This is a genomic window from Idiomarina seosinensis (genome assembly GCF_003987275.1).
GTDB classification, from domain to species: Bacteria; Pseudomonadota; Gammaproteobacteria; order Enterobacterales; family Alteromonadaceae; genus Idiomarina; species Idiomarina seosinensis.
Genome location: NZ_PIQF01000002.1, coordinates 302,862 through 326,929 on the forward strand (window position 1 = coordinate 302,862; position 24,068 = coordinate 326,929).

The window sequence follows — 24,068 nt, forward strand, 5'->3', positions numbered from 1 at the left end:
AAAAAAGATAGGGCAAAATTTTCTGAGTCCGTTAGAATGCGCCCTTTACAATTACTTTTCATACCAGCTGTAAGTGAGTTTTATGCGCGAGTCGTTTCACACCCGCCTTGGGTTTATTCTGGCAGCCGCCGGTTCAGCCGTTGGGCTAGGCAATATATGGGGTTTTCCAACGCAAGTGGCAAATCACGGCGGTGGCGCGTTTTTGCTGGTATATCTGGTGGTCATTTTTGTACTTGCCATCCCGGCCCTCTACTGCGAAATGTTGATTGGCCATCACGGCCGAGCCAACCCCGTTCGCTCATTGGCTAAATTAAGTGAAGGAAAAGCCCAGCCCATAGGCGCAACCATGGGCTTTTTAAATGTCATTGGCTCCTGCTTAATGCTCAGTTTTTATCATATTGTTGCCGGCTGGATGTTAGTACATGCGCTAGGTTATATCGCCAACTTATTTGAGCTGACCAGTGTTGCCGACTTCCTGTTCAATGGTTCGCTAATTCGCGACCTTAGTTTTACCGCCTTATTTTTAATAACGACCGGCTGGGTAGTACTGCAAGGAATCGAACATGGCATAGAGCGTTGGTCAAAACGTTTAATGCCCACCCTGATTGTCTTGTTACTTGGCCTGATTGTTTATATCGGAAGTCTCGCAGGAGCCAGTAAAGGCTTCGATACCTATCTAATTCCTGACTTCGCACAACTGAGTGACCCCAACATCTACCTGGCAGCAATGGGCCAGGCATTTTTCTCACTATCGATTGGTCTGGGCGGAATGATGATTTACGGCTCCTATTTGCTCCCTGGCGCCAAATTAGGAAGACTCAGCCTATCCGTTGCCGCGCTGGATACCGGTATCGCGTTTCTTGCCGGTTTATTAATTATCCCGGCACTTTACGCCGGTATTGAGTTAGGCGTAAACGTAACGAATGGAGAGCAACTGATTGGCGAGGGGCAACTTATTTTTGCGGTGCTGCCACAGCTATTTAGCAGCATGGGCGCAGTCGGCCCCTATGTCGGCTTTGCTTTCTTTATTTTGTTAAGTATAGCGGCACTAACATCAACTATTGCCCAAGCGGAAGTTCCCGTTTCTTATCTTATTGAAGAAAAAAACCTTAGCCGCAAAAAGGCCACAGTCACTGCCTTGTGCACTATTGCGGTATTGGCGTTTAGTTTAGTGTTGTTTTTCGAACCACTGTTTGGCTGGGTAGTCACGGCGGTCACTCAATTCCAGCTTCCGCTTTCGGGTATCTTTTACTTAGTCGTAGTAGGTTGGCTATGGCGCCGCAGTAATCACTTACAAACGGTCGCCAAAGGTAGTTTCTGGTTAACTGCATTGCGCTGGCACCTGCGTTACATTTGCCCGATTTTAATGACTCTGGTATTTATCAACACAGCGTTCTAGCGTTTTCAGCGGAGCGTTTAACTACGGTTAGCGAACTTTTGCTCTAAAGATTCGGCGACACGCTTATCGACAAAGCCGGTAACGTCGCCGCCATGTAATGCCACTTCTTTGACCAGAGTCGAGGAAATAAACGAGTTTTCTTCGGCAGGTGTTAAAAATACGCTCTCTAAATCAGGGTACAGTCGCCGGTTCATATTGGCTAACTGAAATTCATACTCAAAATCTGAAACGGCTCGTAACCCGCGTAACAAAACAGTTGCTTGTTGCTCTTTCGCAAAGTTAACCAGTAACCCGGAGAAACCAACGACCGTTACATTATCTAAACGCTCGGTTACCTGTTGCGCCAAAATGACACGCTCTTGCAACGAAAATAACGGCTTTTTACTCGGACTTTCAGCAATCCCGACCACTACCTGTGCAAACAGATTAGCTGCTCGCTCTATTAAGTCGTAGTGCCCATTGGTTATGGGATCAAAGGTCCCCGGATAAACGGCTTTGCTATGCATAATGGCCTCTTTTCGTGTGTTTTCGCTAAAGAGTACACCTTAATGAACGGCTGACTCAAACGCTAAATAAAAATTAAGGATGCGAGTTACCTATAACATCAGTAAAATAACCCATAAATCAGCCACCATCGAATGATATGGAGCAATTATGAATTCAGCCTTTTACCAACAACTTAATGATCAGTTGGAAACCACCCGCAGCGAAGGCCTTTATAAAAAAGAACGCGTTATTAGTTCTGACCAAAGTTCTGAAATAACCGTTAACGGTCAGCGCGTACTTAACTTCTGCGCCAATAATTACCTTGGTCTGGCAAACCACCCCGACTTAATTGCAGCCGCCAAAAAAGGCCTCGACGAGCACGGGTTTGGTACTGCCTCTGTGCGCTTTATTTGCGGCACTCAGGATATTCACAAAACTTTAGAGCACAAACTTAGCGAGTTTTTAGGAACAGAGGACACTATCCTATACTCCTCGTGTTTTGACGCTAACGGTGGTCTCTTCGAAACCATTATGACGGCTGAAGATGCAATTATTAGCGATGAGCTAAATCATGCCAGCATTATCGACGGGGTGCGCTTGAGCAAAGCCAAACGCTACCGTTACAAAAATAACGATCTGCAAAGTTTAGAAGAGCAACTCAAGCAGGCCGACGCTGATGGCGCACGCTTTAAGCTGATTGCTACCGACGGTGTATTCTCGATGGATGGAGTAATTGCTGATCTGAAAGGTATCTGTGACCTGGCCGATAAATATGACGCTTTAGTTATGATGGACGACTGTCACGCCACCGGATTTTTGGGTGACAACGGCCGTGGTACTCATGAATACTGCAATGTCCTGGGTCGAGTCGACATTATTACAGGAACCCTTGGTAAGGCCCTGGGCGGTGCTTCCGGCGGCTACACTTCAGGTAAAAAAGAAGTGATTGACTGGTTGCGGCAACGTTCCAGACCTTATTTGTTTTCCAATTCAGTGGCGCCCGCCATTGTGCAGGCATCGATACAAGTACTCGATATGCTAGCGCAAGGACATCAATTACGTGACCAGCTTTGGGATAACGCGAGATATTTCCGTGAACAAATGACAGCCGCTGGATTTACCCTGAGTGGTGCAGACCATGCCATCATCCCGGTAATGATTGGCGATGCGCGATTAGCCTCAGAAATGGCTGACCGTCTGCTAGAACGCGGTATTTATGTGATCGGCTTTTCTTTCCCGGTAGTACCTAAAGGCAAAGCTCGTATCCGTACTCAGATGTCTGCAGCACACACTCGCGAACAACTGGATCGCACGATCGAAGCGTTTACCGAAATTGGCAAAGATCTGGGTGTCATTTAACACCGGGGTCGAAAGGAGATTCTATGAAAGCGTTAGCTAAGTTGCACGCCAAGCCTGGCATCTGGATGACAGATGTCGAAAAGCCGGAATGCGGTTACAACGACATTCTAATCAAAATCAAAAAGACGGCTATTTGTGGCACTGACGTGCATATCTACAAATGGGACGACTGGTCGCAAAAGACAATTCCAGTGCCAATGGTCGTTGGCCACGAATACGTAGGCGAGGTAGCAGCCGTCGGCGACGGAGTCCGCGGTTTTGATATTGGTGACAGGGTCTCTGGTGAAGGCCATATTACTTGTGGCCACTGTCGCAACTGCCGGGCCGGACGTCGACATCTGTGCCGCAATACCTATGGTGTCGGTGTTAATCGCCCGGGAGCATTTGCCGAGTACCTGGTCATTCCCGCGGATAATGCGTTTAAACTGCCCGATGACGTCAGTGACGATATGGCAGCGATTATGGATCCGTTTGGTAATGCCGTACACACCGCTCTGGCGTTTGACCTGGTTGGCGAGGATGTACTCATTACCGGTGCTGGCCCAATAGGAATTATGGCAGCGGCGGTTGCACGTCACGTGGGAGCGCGCCATGTTGTAATCACCGACGTCAACGAGTATCGCCTTGATTTAGCTAAACAGATGGGTGTAACCCGTGCCGTTAATGTTGCGGAAGAGAAACTCTCTGACGTAATGAGTGAGCTGGGAATGCGAGAAGGATTTGATGTTGGCTTAGAAATGTCGGGAGTGCCCTCTGCTTTCTCACAAATGCTAAAAACCATTAATCACGGCGGCAAGATTGCGATGCTCGGTATTCCGCCGGAAAACGTCGCCATTGACTGGAATGAAGTTATCTTTAAGGGCTTGGTCATCAAAGGCATTTACGGTCGCGAAATGTTCGAGACCTGGTATAAAATGGCCAGTTTGCTACAGTCAGGACTCGATATATCACCGATATTAACCCACCAGATGTCAGTGGATGATTTTGAAAAAGGCTTTGAGACCATGATTACCGGCCAGTCTGGCAAAGTCATTTTAAATTGGGATTAGTGCAATGGCACAAGAAATTACGCTAACAGAAGCTCACCAGCAGTGGCAGCAACAAGATGCTGCCACTGTATTCGTCGACATTCGAGACTCACAGTCATTTGCACAAGCTCATATTCCGGGCGCACAACCTTTAAATAACGATAATGTTGCACAGTTCATTCAGTCCACAGCAGCTAGCACGCCAATCGTGGTTGTTTGCTATCATGGTATCAGCAGCCATCAGGCCGCAGATGTCCTTGAGCAACAAGGTTTGACTCAAGTGGCCAGCATGCAGGGTGGGTTTACCGCCTGGCAGGCGCAGTTTCCAAACGATACCACCGGGAGTTAAACGACATGCGCAGGGTACTGACTAGCAGTGATGCCAATTTTATGGGTAATCTTTATCAGTATCTGCGTCAACATAACATCCCGGTAAGCGTCTCTGAACAAGGGGAAAAGCTTGAGCTCTGGCTACACCAAAACAGCTATGAGGCGGTTACTAAGCAGTTGATAGCGGATTTTAAGAAGAACCCTCAGGCCGTAACGGTAACAGACAGCCCTTCCCCCAAGTTTGCGCCTAATTTACTGCGCAATACCGGCTGGCTCACACGCATAGTCGCCGGTGTCACTTTATTGGTTTATATCCTGCTGCAACTAAGCCCTGACACGGTACTTAACGGTTTAAGAGTTAGCCACCTTTACGATACGCTTCCATTTGCACAGCCTTGGCGATTTTTATCACCGGTGGTATTGCACTTTTCTCTCATGCATTTGGTCTTTAATCTATTCTGGTGGTGGTATCTTGGTGGTCGGCTTGAAAGCTATTTAGGCAGCTCGTGGTTGCTCGCCGTGTTGCTATTTAGTGGCGTCACCGCCAATCTAATTCAGTACTGGGTCAGTGGACCTAACTTCGGCGGTTTGTCAGGAGTGGTCTACGGCCTACTGGGCTTCTGTTGGATCTATAGTTTTGGTCGCAGAACCGAATTGTCACTGCCAACCGGGCTGATTATTTTTATGATTGGCTGGCTAGCGCTTGGCTACACCGGCGTTTTGTGGGTCGATATTGCCAACGAGGCTCATCTGGCGGGCTTACTGTCTGGGTGTTTGGCGGGATTCGTTGTGCGCATACTCAATCCCAGACCAAAAGCCAGTCTTTACTGATAAATATATTTGGTAAATAGTACTTCCTGAATAACCGGGTTTCCTGTTTCTTGACGCATAAGCTCTTGTGCTTTCTCAAGGCATTTCATCCGTAACTGGTCGCGTCCCGTCATTGTTTTTATCTGACGCTGCGGTGCGGTACTTAAGATGTGAATAAAAGCATCTCGTAGCAGCGGCGCATGATGTTCAACGATCCCCACGTACTGCGGATTTGGCACCATCACCTCGATAGCTACACGAATAAACCCTAGACGATAGTCACTGCCATCTTTCACAAAATTAGTGGTGATATCCGGTTCAAAGCCGTAATAGGACACACTGCTCTGCAACGCGTGGCCCGGGCTGCTTATAAAGGTTGCCAATAAAACCAATAGAGTTGCAATTTTTTTAATCATAGTACCTTCTATCTCGCGCATGGTTAAGCTGTTAACTATCAGCAGCTTTGCTATCATAGCGGTATCGTCTTTAATACCCAACTAATATGACCATTAGGTTTCCACTTGCTCAACCCAGTCACTGGCAACGTCCTGAAGTAACGGATCTACCCGCCGCAGCTGAAAGCTGGCTGCTTGCAGAGGGCTCGTTAACGCAAAAACTTAAACTACACAGTCAGCACTTTAGCGTTCATGTTATTGGTCAGCAAACTGCCCCAGTATTTGAGTCAGAGTTTGATATGTTCCGCCGTCATCACAAACGTGTGCCATTCGAAGCCGTTGTTCGTGAGGTTATACTGAGTTGCGATGATACGCCATGGGTATTTGCCCGCAGTATTTTTCCGTTATCGGCCGTTAACCAAAAAAACCTAAATTTATCCAATATTGGTAGCACATCACTGGGGCAGTCGTTATTTGATCAAACGGATTTGTTGCGCAGCCCGTTTGAGGTCAGCAAATTGGACATTAACAATTCAATCGCTAAGCTTAATAAAAAGTTACACGAAAAATCTCATCCGCTGTGGGGGCGCAGAAGTCTATTCCAGACCTCTGGACAGCAAGTGCTGGTCAGTGAAGTTTTTCTTTCGCCGGTACCCTTCTATCAGGAGTTATCATGAGTAAATTGAACGCCTACTGGCGATTAATGCGGGCAGACCGCCCAATTGGAACTTACCTGTTAGCGTGGCCCACTATTTGGGCATTATTAATCGCCGCATCCGGTGAGCCATCACTTAAGTTGTTCACGTTGTTTATGATTGGTACTTTTTTGATGCGTTCAGCGGGGTGTGTCATCAATGACTTTGCCGATAGAAATTTAGACGGTCACGTTAGTCGCACTCATCAGCGCCCTCTCCCCGCCGGAGAAGTATCACCAACCGAAGCCGTTTTGTTATTCGTCGTATTGCTTTTCGCGGCGTTTATTATCCTGCTGCAATTTAACACGCAGACCGTCATGCTAGGTTTTGTCGCAGCCGGTGTGGCAGCGCTCTACCCGTTTTGTAAGCGCTGGACGCATTTGCCACAGGTGGTGTTGGGCGTCGCTTTTAGCTTTGGCATTCTGATGGCATTTAGCGCCCAGAATTCTGAACTATGGTTTACTGCCGGAGTGTTATTTGTCGCGAATGTTGTATGGACTGTAATGTACGATACAGAGTATGCAATGGCCGACCGAGAAGACGATTTGCAAGTTGGTATACGTAGTACCGCAATATTATTCGGACGCTATGACCGACTCGTAATTGGCTTATTGCAAATTATCACCGCCGGATTATTAGCGTATATCACCTTCTTATTTAGCTGGAGCTGGCCGCTAACAATAAGCCTACTGATTATTTTAGGGTTATTTGGTTACCAGCACTGGTTAATTAAAGAGCGCGAGCCAGGCAAATGCTTTCGCGCGTTTTTACATAACCATTATGTCGGTATGACTTATACCGTGGGGCTTGCCTGGCATTACTGGTTTCTATGATTTCATTTCTATCAATAATTGCTGAACCGACTGTCGAATAGTCTGTAAGACGGGCGGATCGATAAGCTCATCAATCATGTCGCTTAACGGCCCGATCTCCGGTGCAGCAATCTGTTGCCCATCGTCATTTACCTGCAGCAGCTGCTGTGACTTAAGGCTACCGATAAACGTCGTCATCACTTTTTTATCGTAGAACTCAGGCGCGTTAATACCATGAATGGAGCTCAGCCTTTCTGCCAGTGTTATTGAGTGACGCTCTAATTCTGCGCGCTGTATTGGCTGCGCCTGCTGTAGTAACTCTAAGACGATACTGTAGCGCTGCAATGTCTCGCTGGCACTACGACCTAATAATTGCAACTGCAGCCACTGCGGCGATTCACGCGAGACCATATGGTAATTACCATCGCGATAGGTAATTAGCTGCTGTCGTTGTAACTCCTCTAATATTGCTGAAACCCAAAGTGCAATATCCTCTGTTTCGTGCGACAAAAACAGCTCTGCTTGTATCATCGGATAAACTTGCTGTATGCGGTCGACAATTTGTTCGGCTGTTTGCTGTTTTTTTGCAACCATGATGGTCGCCACAATGCCCGGAACAATCATCAAATGCAGTATGTTGTTGCGATAGTAGGTCATAGCAATAGCATTGGCGCTTTCCAGCGACACTACCTGCCCCATCGCATCATCTTCGATAGTGAATTTATCGGTTCTACTGGCCTGTCGCCACAATTCCTCAGCCGAAACTTGCGGTACATTAACGCGTTCGGTGTAAGGTACTTCTTGCAGAAGACCTAAATAAACTTGCAGCTGCAGTAACAGCTCTTCGCGCGTTAGAGCATGATGCTCCGAACTGAGCAAAGCTAACGCGCTAAGGTTAACGCTGTTGGCGGCTGCTGAATCATTAATGCCTCGCATCACTGTCTCCGCCAGCCGGTTTACCGTTGGCGTTAACCAGTTTGGGCGCTCCGGCTCTTCCGCTCCCCGGGTTATAGACGACTGCCAATTATCAACTTGCTGGTCAAGAAAGCTTTTTAGGTTAATAGGCTGACCAAAGGTCACATAGCCCTGCCCAAAATTTTTAAGGTTTCTAACCGAACCTAACACTTTCCACATCGACTCTTTTTCTTTGCTTTTACCTTTAAGCTCCTTCAGGTAGGTCGAAACCTCCATGATATGCTCATAACCCAAATACACAGGAACCAGAGAAATAGGTCGCTGTTGACCACGCAGCATGCCCTGCACTGTCATCGCCAGCATTCCCGTTTTAGGTGGCAGCAAACGTCCGGTGCGCGACCTGCCTCCTTCAGCAAAATACTCAACCGGGTAACCTTTTTGGAATAACCAGCAAAGGTACTCGCGAAATACAGCTGAATACAATTTATTACCACGGAAACTGCGACGTATAAAAAATGCGCCACCGCGCCGGAAAATTGAACCAACCGGGAAGAAATTAAGGTTAACGCCTGCGGCTATATGCGGAGGTACCAAACCCTCTTTATAAATAACATAGCTCAACAACAGGTAATCCATATGGCTTCGGTGACAGGGAACGTAAATCACTTCGTGTCCTTGCTGCGCCAATTTTCGGATGTTGTCCCCACCCCGGACCTCGATACCGTTGTAAATACGACTCCACATCCAGGTCATAAAGCGATCTAAAACACGTACCAGCGTTTCACTATAATTTGCGGCAATTTCGTTTACATAGCTCAACGCTTTCTTACGCGCTGCCGCAGCAGAGGTCTTATTACTTTTTTGTTCGTCAGCCACGGCCTTTTTAAGAGCCGGTGAATCAATCAGACTTTGCATTAACTCATTACGATCACTCAGCTTGGGGCCCGCAACTGCATGCCGCATCCGAACGAAATGCACTCGTGCAACCCGTGCCAACTTGTGCGCTATTTTAAAATCGCTACCACTTTGTTGTGCCATCGTTCCCAAACTAACTGGGCGTGAAAAACGACACAAAACCTGGCGTCCGGAAAATAGCACTAACCAAAATTTAAGTAATGGACCAGGATCGTCAAGATCTCCCGTCATTGCTGCACCGGCATTCGCCTCCTGACCGGGCTTACGGCCCCAGAAAACGCCGACCGGGCACACTTGAATATCCAGTTCAGGATCCGCTTGGTGAGCACTTAGCAGTTGCTGAAACTCTTCAATAGCTTGTTCATTTGAATCACTTTTAGCCTGCTCCAGAAACATCACCCGCGGAAATGATTTACCATTTACCGTTAGCGGATGCTGTGGATCCGGCAACTTCTTCGCCGCGGCAGCCCGCTGTAAAATCGAGAAATCCGCTTTCGAGGTTGACCGCATGACGTAGACTAATGGCTGAGTTCCTAACGGACTCCGCTGCTCATCCACATCATCAGCAATTGCGATAAAACGAGTCATCCACCGCAGTGGATGTTTAACCATCGAATAAAGCCAGCTTTGAGTTGCCATCTAATTCCCAAGCGTCTGTCGCGTTTAAAACAAAACTAATAGAAGTATACAGGATAACAACTGCTGGCAAAAAAGTCGTTGTTGAAAATCTACTTGCGAAATAAATTTACCTGTATATACTCACAGTATACTGTACAAATAAACAGGTAACATTATGCGACCTTTAACAGCCCGACAATCGGAAATTCTGGAATTAATAAAAGATAATCTGCACGCAACAGGAATGCCACCAACGCGCGCAGAAATAGCTACTAAATTAGGTTTCCGGTCGGCTAACGCCGCCGAAGAACACCTGAAGGCTTTGGCGCGTAAAGGTGTTATCGAGATTCTGCCAGGAATGTCACGCGGTATTCGACTCGTTAGCGACGATTATGAAATAGAGGAAGGTTTACCGCTCATAGGTCAGGTCGCGGCCGGTTCCCCAATACTCGCTCAAGAACACATTGAGGGTCACTTTAAGGTAGACGAAAGTCTGTTTTATCCAGCGGCCAGCTTTTTGCTAAAGGTTAATGGCATGAGTATGCGTGATATAGGCATTTTAGATGGTGACATGCTTGCCGTGCATAAAACCGAACAGGCGAAAAATGGGCAGATTGTAGTCGCCCGCGTAGAGGATGAAGTCACTGTTAAACGATTTGAACAAAAAGGTCGTCAGGTATTGCTGCATCCGGAAAACGAGGAATTTTCAACAATTGTCGTCGACCTCTCACAGCAGGTATTTGCTATCGAGGGATTGGCAGTTGGCGTTATACGCAATGGAGCTACACTATGAAGTTTCAACAGACAATCAAACATCAACACCCAGGACTGTGGCAAAGTAGTACCCCCACGAGCCACCCTATAGATGTTAATAATAAGGCTGAGCAAACCGCAGCAGAACCGCTACAAGCTGTTATCGACTATTGCCTCGCTTGTTCTGCTGAACAATGGATCACGGTTGTTGGCGGTCAACGGGAGTTCATCGCTCAATTATTATCGGCGGGAATTCCGATGAAACGTATTCGTTGGTTCAGAACCGCTAATCAGCAACAACGCGAGTGGGCTTTGGAACAAGCAACCCTCGCCGGTACCAGCGGCGTTATCATTGGATGGCTTAATGGTATCGAAGCCCGTTTTAATCAACGAATAAAAATGGCAAGCCGACTCAGCCAAACCGAAAGTTTTTTGTTTGAAGAGGACACATTATTTTCTCACCTGCACTGAGCCCCACTCAGTTGATCTCCACAAAATAATGTGTTCAGGCTGCCTCGGCAGCCTTTTTTTTTAACAAATCAGCTTATTTTTCATGCAAACGGCACATTTGATCTGGATCTTTGTGCTTAAATTCGTTAATAAATGACACTACCCAACTATATAAATTAATATAACAAATAAAACGACAACAAAGAGTTGGTAGGGAAAGAGATTTCTGGGGAGATGCTGTTCCTTTTTCTGCTTACCTCTTTGTTCTTCATCAATAGCAACAATTATCATGCTTGAAGAAGAATAAGAGGAGAAGTCACGTGAAAATGAAGCCGCTGTTGGCACTAATGGCTTTATTTGGGTTTTCTGCACAAGCCCAAAACCGCCTAAACCTGACCGAAGGTGTCACCGACGTCAGTAACCGTGTCTACGACCTCCATATGACCATTTTTTATATCTGCTGTGTCATTGGTGTGATCGTATTTGGCCTGATGTTCATTTCAATGATACGGCACCGAAAATCAAAAGGCCGGGAACCGGCTAAGTTCCATGAAAGTGTAAAGGTTGAAATTGCCTGGACCATCATTCCTTTTTTAATTTTGGTAGGAATGGCAATACCGGCGACCTCAACACTGATCGCCATGGAAGATACTTCCGATGCTGACGTAACGGTGCAAGTTACGGGTTCTCAATGGAAGTGGCACTACGAGTACTTCGAGCATGAAGTCGAGTTCTTTAGCCGTCTCGCAACGCAGCAAGAGCAGATTCAGAATAAGTTTGAAAAAAGCGAGAACTACCTACTCGAAGTTGATAATCCATTAGTCGTACCGACCGGCAAAAAAGTTCGCTTTTTGGTCACCTCCGACGACGTTATCCACAGCTGGTGGGTACCTGATTTCGCGGTTAAAAAAGATGCCAATCCAGGTTTTATCAATGAAGCCTGGACTCGCATTGAAGAACCCGGTATTTATCGCGGACAGTGCGCAGAGCTTTGCGGTAAAGATCATGGTTTTATGCCAATTGTCGTTATAGCCAAGGAACCGGCCGAATATCAACAGTGGATTGAAGAAACAGAAGCGGAGCAAATCGCTGCTAAAGAGCGTGAGCAGGAGCTACTGGATATGGAAATGTCTATGGACGACCTAATGGCCATGGGCGAAAAAATTTATAACAGCACCTGTGCTGCATGTCACCAGGCGAACGGCCAAGGAATTCCAGGAACTTTCCCTGCGTTAGCAGGTGAAGGCGTTTCTGTGGATCCTGACCAGCGCCAACAACACATTGATATTGTCGTTAACGGTGTACAAGGCACTGCAATGCAAGCTTTCGGGCAACAGCTTAGTATGCAGGAGCTAGCGGCGGTTATCACCTACGAGCGTAACGCTTGGGGTAACGACACCGGTGAAACGGTGCAAGCCGCAGACATCAACGAACTAATGAATCAATAAGGAGACGGTGATGAGCACAGTAGTGGATGATACACATCACGACGAACACCACGATCATAAGCCGTACGGCATTACTCGTTGGTTGTTTACCACAAATCACAAAGATATAGGCTCTCTTTATCTTTGGTTTAGTTTTATTATGTTTTTCATCGGCGGTGCCATGGCTATGGTTATTCGCGCCGAGTTGTTTCAACCAGGCTTGCAGCTGGTAGAACCTAACTTTTTTAACCAAATGACCACAGTGCATGGTTTGATCATGGTATTCGGCGCGGTCATGCCGGCATTTACTGGTCTTGCTAACTGGATGATTCCGATGATGATCGGAGCTCCGGACATGGCACTTCCGAGGATGAATAACTGGAGCTTTTGGATTTTACCCTTTGGCTTCGCAGTTATGTTGTCATCACTGTTTATGGAAGGGGGCGGCCCCAACTTTGGCTGGACCTTCTATGCTCCTCTATCAACCACCTACAGTAACGACTCCACTGCGTTTTTTGTGTTCGCTATACACATTCTTGGCATCTCATCGATTATGGGCGCCATTAACGTTATCGTGACAATAACCAACATGCGTGCGCCAGGCATGAGCTACATGAAAATGCCACTATTTGTTTGGACGTGGCTCATTACAGCGTTCCTGTTAATTGCAGTCATGCCGGTGTTGGCCGGGGCCGTCACCATGGTACTCACCGACAAGTACTTCGGTACCAGTTTCTTTGATGCCGCCGGCGGTGGTGATCCGGTGATGTTCCAGCACATATTCTGGTTCTTTGGGCACCCCGAAGTTTACATAATGATCCTGCCGTCATTTGGTATCATTTCCGCCATTATCCCGGCGTTTACCCGAAAACGCTTGTTTGGCTACGCATCAATGGTTTATGCCACTGCTTCGATCGCCATTTTGTCGTTCTTAGTTTGGGCTCACCACATGTTTACTACCGGCATGCCGGTATTTGCAGAACTGTTCTTTATGTACTGTACGATGCTGATAGCAGTTCCTACCGGGGTCAAAATATTCAACTGGGTTGCGACCATGTGGCGGGGAGCAATGACGTTTGAGGCGCCAATGTTGTTCGCCTTGGCGTTTGTCATCCTATTTACCATTGGTGGTTTCTCTGGCTTGATGTTGGCAATAACACCGGTCGACTTTCAGTATCATGACACTTACTTTGTTGTTGCTCACTTCCATTATGTGCTAGTTACCGGCGCAGTGTTCTCAATTATGGCCGCAGCCTATTACTGGCTACCCAAGTGGACCGGCTATATGTATGACGAAACACTAGCCAAACTGCATTTCTGGACCTCATTGATTTCGGTTAATGTACTTTTCTTCCCAATGCACTTTGCTGGTTTAGCAGGTATGCCAAGACGGATACCGGATTATGCAGTGCAGTTTGCAGATGTTAACCAAATTGCCAGCATCGGTGGTTTCGCCTTTGGCTTATCACAGCTTATTTTCTTATGGCTGGTGATTAAATGCACTCGTGGTGGTGAAAAGGCAGCGGCCAAGCCGTGGGAAGGAGCAGAAGGGTTAGAGTGGACAGTACCGTCACCTGCGCCTTATCACACCTTCGAAAAACCACCTAAGGTAGAGTAATTGGTATGTCAGACTCGAACGCTAATCGCGCTGATAACGGCAAAATTGTGAAGCGACTGTTACTAACAGTCGCTGGCATGTTTGCTTTTGGGTTTGCACTCGTGCCGCTTTACGATGTTTTTTGTGAAGTTACCGGTTTTAATGGTCGCACAAATAACGAGGCGGTTGCGGTAACCCACACCGAAGTGGATAAATCCAGGACTGTCACCGTGCAGTTTATCACTCGCAATGCACAGGGGATCCCCTGGAAATTTGAACCGTCGATCAAGCAAGTAAAGGTGCACCCTGGAGAGGTCCGGGTGGTGAATTTTCTCGCCGATAACCCGACACGCTCCGACATGGTTGCTCAAGCAATTCCATCGGTAGCACCAGCGGAAGCTTCACTGTATTTAAATAAAGTGGAATGCTTTTGTTTTAATCAGCAGCCGTTAGCGGCGGGTGACAATACCGAAATGCCAATGCAGTTTTACCTGGATCCGGAAATTCCGGACCATATAACCACATTAACACTGTCATACACGCTGTACGATATGACAGCCAATGCGACGGCTGAGACTTTGGCTCAGCTACAAACATCAGAATAAGGAAAACGTCGTTATGGCAGAACAACAAAGTTACTATGTACCGCCATCCAGCCCCTGGCCCATCGTTGGCGCCATTGGTTTAGGCTTAATTGCCTGGGGCGCAGGCAGTACGGTTATCAACATCAGCAATGCTGAAGAAGGCTACGGTAGCACCGTATTAACGCTGGGCATTATTGTTATGGCCGTAATGCTCTTTGGTTGGTTTCGCGACCAAATTAATGAGTCCATGCAAGGCATGCATAGCGATCAACTTAATGTTTCATACAAACAAGGCATGAGTTGGTTTATTTTCTCGGAAATTATGTTTTTCGCCGCGTTTTTCGGTGCATTATTTTACGCCCGGGTAATTTCCATTCCATGGCTTGATGGCGCCAGCAATAACGCAATGACCGCAGAAGTTCTGTGGCCTCAGTTTGTTGCCCAATGGCCATTAGTTGAGACTCCCGGTGGCACCGAGACGCAGGGAATGGGTTGGTATGGATTACCGTTGATCAACACGGTTATTTTGGTAATTAGCTCAATAACCTGCCATTTTGCACACGTAGGTTTGGAAGAAAACAAGCGCAAACAGCTGACTATAATGCTGGGAGTCACTATTGTTCTCGGTTGTATCTTCCTATATCTACAAGGCGCAGAATACGTACACGCTTATGAACAACTGGGCTTGACCCTGGATTCAGGCATATACGGGAATACCTTTTACATGTTGACCGGCTTTCACGGCATGCATGTGACGTTAGGAACTATTATGTTGATTGTAATGTTCTTACGCGTTGTTAAGGGACATTTCTCACCAGATAATCAATTCGCCTTTCAGGCTACCAGCTGGTATTGGCACTTTGTCGACGTTGTCTGGATTTGCCTATTTGTTCTTGTATACGTTATTTAGTATCAACATCGACTATCAGCAAATGTGGCCCGCGGCCTTTAATAAGGTCGCGGGTTAAGTGGTAAAAAGCCTGCATATGCTGCAATTATCATGGCCAGCAGCACAATAGCTGCAATGCCTACCCGCTTACCTAAATATTTTGTCATTGGTGGTTTGTTGGGGTCGTTTCGGAGCATTACAAAGAGCGCCCGAAATAAGTTAAAGACCATATAGAGAAGTAACGCGACAATAATGACTTTAAAAATAGCTAGCATAAAAATTCCTTTAGTGGCTTTGATTATTACTCTGCTTGCAGTTGCAGTAATGGTCAAGTTAGGATTTTGGCAATTAGACAGAGCGGCACAAAAACAAGCGCTATTCGATGACTACAACACCAGCCAGACATTGGCAGCAAGCCAGCGAACCAACCTTAATACTGTTAACCGACCACCGGAACGGTTTGAGCCAGTAGCCGTTACTGGTGATTTTGATCAAACTCGGATTTTCTTAATCGACAACCAACTGGTCGATGGCCAACCAGGCTATCACGTTATTGGGTTATTTGAAGCGGCCTCAAAAGAGCAGTACATACCAGTAAACTTGGGCTGGGTAAAAGCGCCCTCGTCACGCCAGCAACTACCAACCATTGAGCTTCCTACACAAAAAATCACCCTAGAGGGTCTCGTTCAATACCCGGAAGCAAACGTATTTATCAATCAGGTGGTAGAACCCCAAACGGTCAGCTGGCCGAACCGCGTACAACAGTTTATTCCGGGAGAAATAAACGAAATAACAGGCATACCCCTAACGTCTTTTGTGGTATTACTTGATAAAAATTCGCCACATGGTTTTAAACGCAACTGGCAACCTGAAGTTATGCCTCCGGCTAAACACCACGGCTATGCATTACAGTGGTTTTCGCTTGCTTTCGCTGCATTGGTGATTTTTACTATTGCTATTATAAAAATTAATAAACAAAAACGAGAGGAGACCTCATGAGCTCCCTAAATCGCTCACGACGTACATTACTTATTGTCTTAGTCGCCTTTTTATTGCCAGTTATTGTTGCCTGGGTTGTTCTTAATCAGCACTGGTATCAGGCTGGCACCAATAAAGGCACCTTGATAGCCAATCCAGTATCACTGCAGGAAGCGACAGACCTGCCGGACGGCTGGAAGTTAGCGTATCTGGCCCCAGCCTCATGTGAACAACGCTGTCAAAATGCCATCTTCGTCATGAATCAGGTTGACGTCGCCGTTGGCAAAGACTCTGATCGCCTCACACCCATTGTGTTAAGCGAATCGAAAGGACCTTCTGCGGAGCAATACAGCAATCAGTTTGATATTCAGACAATGGTTGCCCCGAAGCTTATAGATACCTTATCCGAACTGCCTGAAGCTAGCCTGTTTATCATCGACCCTCTGAATAACGTGATGTTGTATTACCCCACTCACACCGACAAAGAAGCGATGATTTTGGAAGGCAAAAATGTCCTTGCAGACATTCGTAAGTTATTAAAACTTTCTAGAATAGGATAAACCGGCATGCGTGCGCTCGTTAAAATAAGTGTGGTTTTAGCCTTTTGTGTCATTGTTTTAGGTGCTTTCACTCGTCTAACTGAAGCCGGCCTGGGTTGCCCGGATTGGCCGGGCTGTTACGGATTTTTATCGGTACCATCGCAGGCGGATCAAATCCAACAAGCTGAGGCACTTTATCCAGACTCTCCGGTAGAAATCGACAAAGCCTGGTATGAAATGATTCACCGCTATTTTGCCGGAACGCTGGGACTATTAATTTTGGCAATTGCGATTACCTCCTGGTTCCAAAAACGACAGCCAAGCCAAAAACCAACGCCTGTTAAACTTCCCGGCTTTTTATTGGCACTGGTTATTTTCCAGGCTGCGCTGGGAATGTGGACGGTCACGATGAATTTGCAACCGCTGATTGTCATGGGTCATTTGCTGGGTGGCTTCAGCATTGTTTCCTTACTATTTTTACTTAGCTTAAGATTAGAGCCTTACCGGGTTGGCGGCGGCGACCCAGAACTTAGGCGCTATCGAGGACTGGCATTTTTCGCTTTGATAGTGGTTATCTGCCAAATCGCCCTAGGTGGCTGGGTGGCAGCGAACTACGCTGCGGTTGCCTGCACAGAACTACCATTTTGCGAGGGAAACTGGACTAGCAACCTGGATTTTTCCGGAGCCTTTAGCATCCCTGAAGCCAACACCTATCAATTTGGCGCTCACGATTACGATGATCGTATGACCATGCATGTCATTCACCGAATCGGAGCTATCATTACGACGTTGGTGGTTGGCTGGTTGATTTTTAAATGTTGGAGAAAAGCAGTTTCCAGCTTTTTCCGCAGCTCATTGCTTGTTACAAGCTTGTTATTAATTTTGCAAATTGCGCTCGGTATTAGTAACGTAGTCTTTAACTTACCGCTTTCGGTAGCCGTCTTCCATAACGCAGTGGGAGCCTTGTTATTACTGTCTCTGGTGGCGTTAAACTATAACTTATCCAGAAAGGCATAAAGGAGTTTACTATGCCCGCTCACGTTGCAACAAAAAAACTAGAACAACGCAGCGCTCAGTGGCGAGACTATCTTGAGCTCACCAAGCCTCGGGTAGTTGCTTTACTACTTTTAACCGCCGTTGTTGGTATGGCATTAGCACAGTCCGAATGGGTTGCGTTTTCTATATTGTTACCGGCTTTAACGGGCATTGGCTTAATGTCAGCAGCTGCAGCCGCTATTAACCACTTAGTTGATCGCCACATTGATGCGAAGATGGCCCGGACATTGCGGCGTCCATTACCACAAGGCAATCTGTCACCGGTTAAGGTTGCTACTTTTTCAGCCATTATCGGCTTGTTAGGTTTTGCCACCTTGTATGTCTGGGTTAATGCGCTTACTGCCTGGCTAACATTTGCCAGTATGGTCGGGTATGCGGTGGTTTATACCATGTTTCTGAAGCGTGCTACTCCGCAAAATATCGTTATTGGCGGGCTCGCCGGAGCCGCGCCACCACTACTCGGCTGGACCGCGGTAACTAACGAGATTCACGCACCTGCTATTTTATTGGTAATGATCATTTTCACCTGGACGCCGCCCCATTTTTGGGCTCTTGCCGTTCACCGGGAAAAAGACTATGCACGCGCTAAAGTACCTATGCTGCCGGTGACCCACGGCGTAGAATTCACTAAAACGTGCATTTTGTTGTATACCATTTTGCTGTCAGTAGTCTGTTTATTACCCTACTTAATTGGCATGTCCGGCTCGATATATTTAGTCGGCGTAACCGTCCTCAATGCAATATTTCTCGGATATGCCTGGAAACTTAAATATGCTCCGAGCAAGAAGACAGCGTTTAACATGTTCGCTTTTTCTATCTGGCACCTAATGTTGCTATTTGTTGTGCTACTGATCGACCATTATCTATAGGCGAGCGTTAACTTATGCAAAAAATCCTCTATCTTGTGGCCGCATTACTTGCCGCTATTATTGGCTTCACGGCCTATCAAATGTGGCCCAAGCCAGAGCCCGAAGCGCTTATTTATGAGCCACCTCGTGCCTTAAAAGCTTTCGAACTGCAGTCGACCGACTCGCAACAAGCCATCAGTAATAATGCGCTGAAAGGACAATGGACGATCCTATTCACAGGCTACACTTTTTGTCCTGATATCTGCCCAACTACCATGTCGGACCTGAAACAAGCGTTGCCAGTACTGCAGGATGAAGCTGACAAACCGGTTAAAGTTTGGATGATATCGGTTGACCCGAAGCGCGATAATATGGAGCGGTTAAAGCAATATACCGGCTATTTCGGTAAACAATTCGTCGGCATTCGGGCAGACCACCCCGAGTTATTCCCGTTTGTTCGAGACTTAGGCCTAATGTATTCACTACCTGATGAAGGCGAAGAAAACTATCTGGTTAATCATAGTGCCGCCATCATCTTGGTCAACCCAGACGGTAAACGAATTGCTATTTTCAACGCAGAACATGAACCTGGCGAAATCCCGGTAGTTGATATGCAGCAGTTACAAAAGGACTTCGCCATTATCGCCGGCTAATCTGGCCAGCTGCCGTTTTCGTCAGGCCGGATAAATGCAGCTGAGAACCAATAATACGAATCTGTCGCTTTAGATGGCGCCGTACAATTAATTCGCGAACGCCCAATTGGTAAATCGTTGCGTACTGTGACTGTAAAGGTCTGTTCGGAGACCCATTCCGGACTTAACACCTCTGAGCCCCGAAAACACTGTAGTGCATCGGTTCGTACCTCTTCGTTATATTCCAGCTCAACTTGTAGTGTTGGCGTTTTTTCTGAGTGCGCAAGCAATGGCACACTTGGGGAATAATTCACCACAGGAAGTGCCAGACTGTTTAACTTCGTTTTAAGTGTTTCCAGATTTGCATAGATACCCGAAGCTGGAAACCGTGTGATCGCAGTTTTATCACTATAGGGGCTCCACGGGCCGCTATGTTGAGCAAATCCCAAAAAACCCCATTGCGCTAGTAAATTTTGTAATGCGGGATCGTATTCACCGTATGGATAAGCAAAGTATTTAGGCTGTTCACCAAGGTTTTTGTCAATTGCCCGTTGCGCGGACATTACATCGTAATGCATACGCTCCTGCCACTCTTGTTCAGTCTCTTGTTCATGACGCCGAATTAGATGATCATGAGTTTGGCCATGATTAACGATTGTCGCACCTCGCTGCTGTATGTCCTCTAGCTGTTGCCAGCCCATATAAGCGGACGGGCTTTTTTCCATTAAATCCGGATTTACAAACACCGCATAAGGCATATTGTACTGTTCTAACAAATCCGCCGCGTTGTGATACACATTCTTGTATCCATCATCGAATGTAATAACCACGGCTTTAGCCGGAAAGCTCTCACCTGACTCAATTCGTTCATGCGCTTTTTCGATAGAAACAACCCGAAAATCATTGTCTTTCAGGTAGTCCAGGTGAGCTTTAAATTGCTCCGGCGCAATAGATGTTACCGACGGCGTGCTGGCCGATACATGATGGTACTGAAGAATAGCAACACTTGGCTCGTGCATCTCGCTAGCATCATTAGTCGCTTCCTGCGAAGCACTATCACCACAGGCCGATATCAACACAGTGGCTAACGCCAGTGACTTTATTTTCATGCTACACTCCTCAATTCGCTCGATAGTCTGAGAGAACCCATTGTTGTTTAGATTGTTCAGTTTTCCGAAAAAAGATCACAAAACCGTCTTTGCCATCGCGCTGCCAATGATCTTATCGAATATTGCTGCGCCAATGCTGGGTTTAGTCGATACCGCCATCATAGGCCATTTGCCCGACGCTATCTACTTATCGGCGGTGGCTATCGGAGCGATGGTAGTCAGCTTTATCTACCTACTGGCGGTTTTTTTACGAATGGCGACGACTGGCTATATCGCCCAGGCGTACGGTGCCGGTAGTCTCAGTCAACAGCAACAGCACCTCAGCCACGGCCTCATTCTAGCCATAGGTATAGGCCTGCTGTTAGCACTACTGGCTCCCTTTATTAGTGACTTTTCCTTGTGGGTCGTCGCTCCGCAGGCGGAACTTGTCCCGTTAGCCAGCCAATATATAGAAATCAGGCTTTGGTCAGCTCCAGCAGCACTCGTTACGCTAGTGACGCTGGGCGTCCTGTTAGGACGGCAACAAAGCCGGCAGGCAATGTGGTTGGCGATAATCACCAATGCCGTTAATGTGCTAATGGACGTCATCTTAATTATCGGCTTTGATTTAAATGTAGTCGGTGCAGCCACAGCATCACTTGTAGCGGACTACGTCACAGCGGCCATCGGCCTTTATTGGTCCGCTAAAGCGCTGCAATGGTCATTCCGGTCAGTCACTATTAATAAGCGAGCTATTACTCAATTTTTAGGTGTTAATGGCAATATTCTAATTCGTAGCCTGGTGTTGCAATTATGCATGGCAACCATGACAGGCTACGCAGCACGATACGGTTCAACTCTGGTTGCCGTTAACGCTGTGCTCATGCAATTTTTGATGCTTATTTCACTTGGCTTAGACGGAATAGCCTACTCGGTAGAGGCACTCGCCGGTGCAGCAAAAGGTAAAAAAGATCCAACGCGCATTAGCTACTGGTGTCGGATAACCTTGCTATGGTCGGTGATATTCGCTGTTGCCTACACTTGTATTTTCGCACTGGCTGGTGCCCAAATAATTGGTTTAATCACTGACATACCTGAAGTCATTAAACTAGCAAAGGAATACCTACCCTGGATCATTATAATGCCATTGGTAGGTCATTGGAGTTACTGGTTTGATGGGGTTTATATTGGCTTATCGTTAAGCCGGGGAATGAGAAACACAATGATTATGGCGGCGATATTTGGCTTTTTGCCGCTTTGGTGGCTAGGATTGCCGCTGCAGAACCATGGCTTATGGATGGCTCTGAGCGGCTTTTTACTAATGCGGGGGCTGTTTCAAGCCCTATTGCTATGGTTACTCGGCTACAAAGTCATCCAATAGAATAACTTGTGGTGGTAAACCGCTACCGTCAGCATCAACCGCAACAATGGTATAAAGCCCGCTATCAGTTAGCGTTAACTCGACTGGACCAATAGCTGCCTCTTTGGTGCCTGCAGCGGTAACTGTCGCAAAATACTGACCAGGGAAAACCTGCACGTTACCGGTAGTAACCAACTCATCCACGACAAATGGAATACCGGTTAGCACTGGGTCAGCGTTTGAGATGTCGTCTGTTTCTGTTAAATAGATATCAACCTCACCTGCCGATGGCGCAGCATGAACAATTTGTAGCTGTGCTGCGGTGGCTATAGTGCGACGGTTTTCTGTAAGAACCTGTAATCCCAGGCTACCATCTTCGACGGCTCCGACTGCATAAACGCTATAACTGGTCGAATTTTCAAGTGCCAATTCACCACTTAAAACATTAGTACCATCAGCAGCCACAGCAACATCGACCGAATAATCGCCAGCAGGAACGTTTAGATAGGGCGTGAATTCGGTAAAGGCAAGTTCACTGACTTGTGGCTCTGCTGCCTCATTCAACGTGACATTAACCGCAGGGGCATCAGCAGCTGCATGAATAACCCGCAAATCGCTACCTGCGTCAGCACTTGGTACTAACAATGTATCGGCACCAACGCCCGTAGCAATTTGCAGCGCAACGGGGCTACCTGCTGTTTCGACATCATCGGTTGCTGACACCACATAATCTCCACCGTCGGCTAACGGCAGTGTACCTGAATCGTAGACTACTGTTGTTTCGCCAGCAGGCGTTAAGCGGACTCGGTAATCCCCCGCATTGACGTCTATTTGTCCGGTGTAATCACCATATTCAAGTGTCGCAGCTGCCGAAGCGCTGGCTAACTCTTCATCCGGTGCGGTTAAATAAACATCAACAGTTGGCGCATCGTAGGCAGCATGCACAACCTGCAAACGGCTTTCTCCACTAGCAACCTCACTGACCGGGTTGGCTATGACTAACGGCTCCAGAGATTCATCACCAACATTACCGATAGCGAATACGTCGTACCGTGTATCTGCCTCTAAGTCCAAATCAACAGGCCCGATGGCGTCAACGGTTGTGTCGTCCGGGAGGATACCCTGAACAGTAACGGAGTAGCTGGCAGCATCAACTTCCAGAATATCTGATGATGCTTGGTATGGAACGTTCTCAAGCAGCGCACTGCCATCGGCCAAAACATTAACATTGGGCGCATCAGCCGAGGTGTGGTGTATCCTCAGATAAGACGACTGCGGCTCGGGTTCCGGCGGAGTTACCGATGATGTGTTGTCGTTATCATCGTCAAGCCAGCAGCCAGACAAGACAAATAACGATAAAGAGAGTACACTGAGCTTCGTGATTCCTCGCATGATAATTTCCTCGTAATGATTAGGGCAAATATCAATACGCGGTTTTTAAGTGCGAGGGATCACATCTTGTTAACAATAAAGTGTAAAGACCCAACTCCTTGTATAGGCCACAGACTCAATAGTAAGAATGTTCTCCACGCTCATGTTCAGTTACGTCACGAACACCTGTCACTTCATCTGGGAAGCGCTCTAACAGCTCCTTTTCTATCCCATTTTTAACGGTGACATCGATCATACTGCAACCGTTACAACCGCCACCGAACTGCAGCACGGCAAAGCCTTCATCGGTTATTTCAGTCACCATGACATGCCCACCGTGATTAGCTAATTGTGGGTTAATTTCAGCCTGAATAACGTACTCAACTCGCTCTATTAAGGGTGCATCATCGGCTACTTTACGAGCCTTGGCATTGGGTGCTTTTAGAGTAAGCTGTGAGCCCATTTCCTGTTCTTCAAAATCGATAACCGCATCTTCAAGGAAAGGCGCACTGCCGGAGTCCACAACAGCGTCAAAGCCATTAAAGGGTAACCGCTCATCATCCGCTTCGAACGAATCCGGTGGGCAATAAGATACGCCACACTCAGCATTCGGTGATCCTGGATTAACCACGAAAACACGGATGCCTGTTCCTTCAGGTTGTTCGGCTAATAGTTTACCGAAATGCTGCTGTGCAGCTTCCGTAATTCGAATCATACTGCTCACCTCTGGAATT

At 47.1% G+C, this 24,068-nt stretch carries 26 protein-coding genes; 19 read left to right on the forward strand and 7 right to left on the reverse strand.

Going from position 1 to position 24,068, the window contains the following annotated elements:
* Positions 1 to 73 precede the first annotated feature (73 nt).
* Positions 74 to 1,399 (forward strand): sodium-dependent transporter, encoded by a 1,326-nt coding sequence (locus tag CWI81_RS07750; RefSeq protein ID WP_198678658.1) that lies wholly within the window; start codon positions 74 to 76, stop codon positions 1,397 to 1,399.
* 17 nt (positions 1,400 to 1,416) lie between these two features.
* Here the strand turns inward: CWI81_RS07750 and coaD are convergent, their stop codons facing one another.
* On the reverse strand, positions 1,417 to 1,905 hold the full coding sequence (gene coaD, locus CWI81_RS07755) for a pantetheine-phosphate adenylyltransferase (RefSeq protein ID WP_126784737.1): 489 nt from the start codon (positions 1,903 to 1,905) through the stop codon (positions 1,417 to 1,419).
* Between the two features lie 148 nt (positions 1,906 to 2,053).
* Here coaD and CWI81_RS07760 point away from each other — a divergent pair, with 148 nt between their 5' ends.
* From CWI81_RS07760 to CWI81_RS07775, 4 genes are read left to right on the forward strand one after another with little or no spacing between them, the layout of a single operon-like run.
* Positions 2,054 to 3,244 carry a glycine C-acetyltransferase gene (locus CWI81_RS07760; protein WP_126784738.1) on the forward strand — a complete coding sequence of 397 codons (1,191 nt, stop codon included), beginning with the start codon at positions 2,054 to 2,056 and terminating at the stop codon, positions 3,242 to 3,244.
* 23 nt (positions 3,245 to 3,267) lie between these two features.
* On the forward strand, positions 3,268 to 4,293 hold the full coding sequence (gene tdh, locus CWI81_RS07765) for an L-threonine 3-dehydrogenase (protein ID WP_126784739.1): 1,026 nt from the start codon (positions 3,268 to 3,270) through the stop codon (positions 4,291 to 4,293).
* A gap of 4 nt (positions 4,294 to 4,297) precedes the next feature.
* Positions 4,298 to 4,621: a thiosulfate sulfurtransferase GlpE gene (glpE, locus tag CWI81_RS07770; protein WP_126784740.1), complete on the forward strand. Its 324-nt coding sequence runs from the start codon at positions 4,298 to 4,300 to the stop codon at positions 4,619 to 4,621.
* 5 nt (positions 4,622 to 4,626) lie between these two features.
* Entirely contained in the window at positions 4,627 to 5,433 is an 807-nt protein-coding gene (locus CWI81_RS07775) for a rhomboid family intramembrane serine protease (protein WP_126784741.1), read from the forward strand.
* Here CWI81_RS07775 and CWI81_RS07780 read toward each other — a convergent pair.
* Positions 5,427 to 5,885 (reverse strand): flagellar basal body-associated protein FliL, encoded by a 459-nt coding sequence (locus CWI81_RS07780; RefSeq protein ID WP_241970387.1) that lies wholly within the window; start codon positions 5,883 to 5,885, stop codon positions 5,427 to 5,429. The two genes, CWI81_RS07775 and CWI81_RS07780, sit on opposite strands and share 7 nt — an antisense overlap.
* Before the next feature lie 29 nt (positions 5,886 to 5,914).
* Here CWI81_RS07780 and CWI81_RS07785 point away from each other — a divergent pair, with 29 nt between their 5' ends.
* Together CWI81_RS07785 and ubiA are read left to right on the forward strand one after the other, a co-directional pair.
* Positions 5,915 to 6,484 carry a chorismate--pyruvate lyase family protein gene (locus CWI81_RS07785; protein ID WP_126784742.1) on the forward strand — a complete coding sequence of 190 codons (570 nt, stop codon included), beginning with the start codon at positions 5,915 to 5,917 and terminating at the stop codon, positions 6,482 to 6,484.
* Positions 6,481 to 7,335 (forward strand): 4-hydroxybenzoate octaprenyltransferase, encoded by an 855-nt coding sequence (ubiA, locus tag CWI81_RS07790; protein WP_126784743.1) that lies wholly within the window; start codon positions 6,481 to 6,483, stop codon positions 7,333 to 7,335. The genes CWI81_RS07785 and ubiA overlap by 4 nt, the downstream gene beginning before the upstream one ends.
* Here ubiA and plsB read toward each other — a convergent pair.
* Positions 7,330 to 9,783 (reverse strand): glycerol-3-phosphate 1-O-acyltransferase PlsB, encoded by a 2,454-nt coding sequence (gene plsB / locus CWI81_RS07795; protein WP_126784744.1) that lies wholly within the window; start codon positions 9,781 to 9,783, stop codon positions 7,330 to 7,332. The genes ubiA and plsB overlap by 6 nt on opposite strands.
* Before the next feature lie 154 nt (positions 9,784 to 9,937).
* On the opposite strand from plsB, the gene lexA reads away from it, so the two are divergent.
* From lexA to CWI81_RS07825, 6 genes are all read left to right on the forward strand, one after another.
* The gene (gene lexA / locus CWI81_RS07800) at positions 9,938 to 10,555 is read left to right on the forward strand and encodes a transcriptional repressor LexA (RefSeq protein WP_126784745.1); all 618 of its coding nucleotides are present in this window, start codon (positions 9,938 to 9,940) and stop codon (positions 10,553 to 10,555) included.
* Positions 10,552 to 10,986 (forward strand): polysaccharide deacetylase family protein, encoded by a 435-nt coding sequence (locus CWI81_RS07805; RefSeq protein WP_126784746.1) that lies wholly within the window; start codon positions 10,552 to 10,554, stop codon positions 10,984 to 10,986. The genes lexA and CWI81_RS07805 overlap by 4 nt, the downstream gene beginning before the upstream one ends.
* Positions 10,987 to 11,291: 305 nt before the next feature.
* Positions 11,292 to 12,413: a cytochrome c oxidase subunit II gene (gene coxB, locus CWI81_RS07810; protein ID WP_126785010.1), complete on the forward strand. Its 1,122-nt coding sequence runs from the start codon at positions 11,292 to 11,294 to the stop codon at positions 12,411 to 12,413.
* Positions 12,414 to 12,423: 10 nt separating this feature from the next.
* Positions 12,424 to 14,010, forward strand: coding sequence for a cytochrome c oxidase subunit I (ctaD, locus tag CWI81_RS07815; protein WP_126784747.1), 1,587 nt, complete (start codon positions 12,424 to 12,426; stop codon positions 14,008 to 14,010).
* 5 nt (positions 14,011 to 14,015) lie between these two features.
* The gene (locus CWI81_RS07820) at positions 14,016 to 14,594 is read left to right on the forward strand and encodes a cytochrome c oxidase assembly protein (protein ID WP_126784748.1); all 579 of its coding nucleotides are present in this window, start codon (positions 14,016 to 14,018) and stop codon (positions 14,592 to 14,594) included.
* Positions 14,595 to 14,607: 13 nt separating this feature from the next.
* Positions 14,608 to 15,483 carry a cytochrome c oxidase subunit 3 gene (locus CWI81_RS07825; RefSeq protein ID WP_126784749.1) on the forward strand — a complete coding sequence of 292 codons (876 nt, stop codon included), beginning with the start codon at positions 14,608 to 14,610 and terminating at the stop codon, positions 15,481 to 15,483.
* Between the two features lie 38 nt (positions 15,484 to 15,521).
* On the opposite strand, the gene CWI81_RS07830 is transcribed toward CWI81_RS07825, so the two are convergent.
* On the reverse strand, positions 15,522 to 15,737 hold the full coding sequence (locus tag CWI81_RS07830) for a DUF2909 domain-containing protein (RefSeq protein WP_126784750.1): 216 nt from the start codon (positions 15,735 to 15,737) through the stop codon (positions 15,522 to 15,524).
* Here CWI81_RS07830 and CWI81_RS07835 point away from each other — a divergent pair.
* Genes CWI81_RS07835 through CWI81_RS07855 form a run of 5 tightly spaced genes read left to right on the forward strand, consistent with a single transcriptional unit; the run spans position 15,715 to position 19,536 of the window.
* Positions 15,715 to 16,461, forward strand: a complete 747-nt coding sequence (locus tag CWI81_RS07835; protein WP_126784751.1) for an SURF1 family protein — start codon at positions 15,715 to 15,717, stop codon at positions 16,459 to 16,461. The genes CWI81_RS07830 and CWI81_RS07835 overlap by 23 nt on opposite strands.
* Positions 16,458 to 17,000 (forward strand): hypothetical protein, encoded by a 543-nt coding sequence (locus tag CWI81_RS07840; RefSeq protein ID WP_126784752.1) that lies wholly within the window; start codon positions 16,458 to 16,460, stop codon positions 16,998 to 17,000. The genes CWI81_RS07835 and CWI81_RS07840 overlap by 4 nt, the downstream gene beginning before the upstream one ends.
* A 6-nt stretch (positions 17,001 to 17,006) precedes the next feature.
* On the forward strand, positions 17,007 to 17,996 hold the full coding sequence (locus tag CWI81_RS07845) for a COX15/CtaA family protein (protein WP_126784753.1): 990 nt from the start codon (positions 17,007 to 17,009) through the stop codon (positions 17,994 to 17,996).
* Between the two features lie 11 nt (positions 17,997 to 18,007).
* On the forward strand, positions 18,008 to 18,904 hold the full coding sequence (gene cyoE / locus CWI81_RS07850) for a heme o synthase (protein ID WP_126784754.1): 897 nt from the start codon (positions 18,008 to 18,010) through the stop codon (positions 18,902 to 18,904).
* Between the two features lie 14 nt (positions 18,905 to 18,918).
* On the forward strand, positions 18,919 to 19,536 hold the full coding sequence (locus tag CWI81_RS07855; protein WP_126784755.1) for an SCO family protein: 618 nt from the start codon (positions 18,919 to 18,921) through the stop codon (positions 19,534 to 19,536).
* On the opposite strand, the gene CWI81_RS07860 is transcribed toward CWI81_RS07855, so the two are convergent.
* On the reverse strand, positions 19,533 to 20,624 hold the full coding sequence (locus CWI81_RS07860; protein WP_126784756.1) for a polysaccharide deacetylase family protein: 1,092 nt from the start codon (positions 20,622 to 20,624) through the stop codon (positions 19,533 to 19,535). The genes CWI81_RS07855 and CWI81_RS07860 overlap by 4 nt on opposite strands.
* 40 nt (positions 20,625 to 20,664) lie before the next feature.
* Between CWI81_RS07860 and CWI81_RS07865 the strand changes: the two genes are divergently transcribed.
* The gene (locus CWI81_RS07865; RefSeq protein WP_241970388.1) at positions 20,665 to 21,984 is read left to right on the forward strand and encodes an MATE family efflux transporter; all 1,320 of its coding nucleotides are present in this window, start codon (positions 20,665 to 20,667) and stop codon (positions 21,982 to 21,984) included.
* Here CWI81_RS07865 and CWI81_RS07870 read toward each other — a convergent pair.
* Entirely contained in the window at positions 21,958 to 23,355 is a 1,398-nt protein-coding gene (locus tag CWI81_RS07870; RefSeq protein ID WP_126784757.1) for a DUF4397 domain-containing protein, read from the reverse strand. The two genes, CWI81_RS07865 and CWI81_RS07870, sit on opposite strands and share 27 nt — an antisense overlap.
* 115 nt (positions 23,356 to 23,470) lie before the next feature.
* Positions 23,471 to 24,049, reverse strand: a complete 579-nt coding sequence (gene nfuA, locus CWI81_RS07875; protein WP_126784758.1) for a Fe-S biogenesis protein NfuA — start codon at positions 24,047 to 24,049, stop codon at positions 23,471 to 23,473.
* Positions 24,050 to 24,068: the final 19 nt, after the last annotated feature.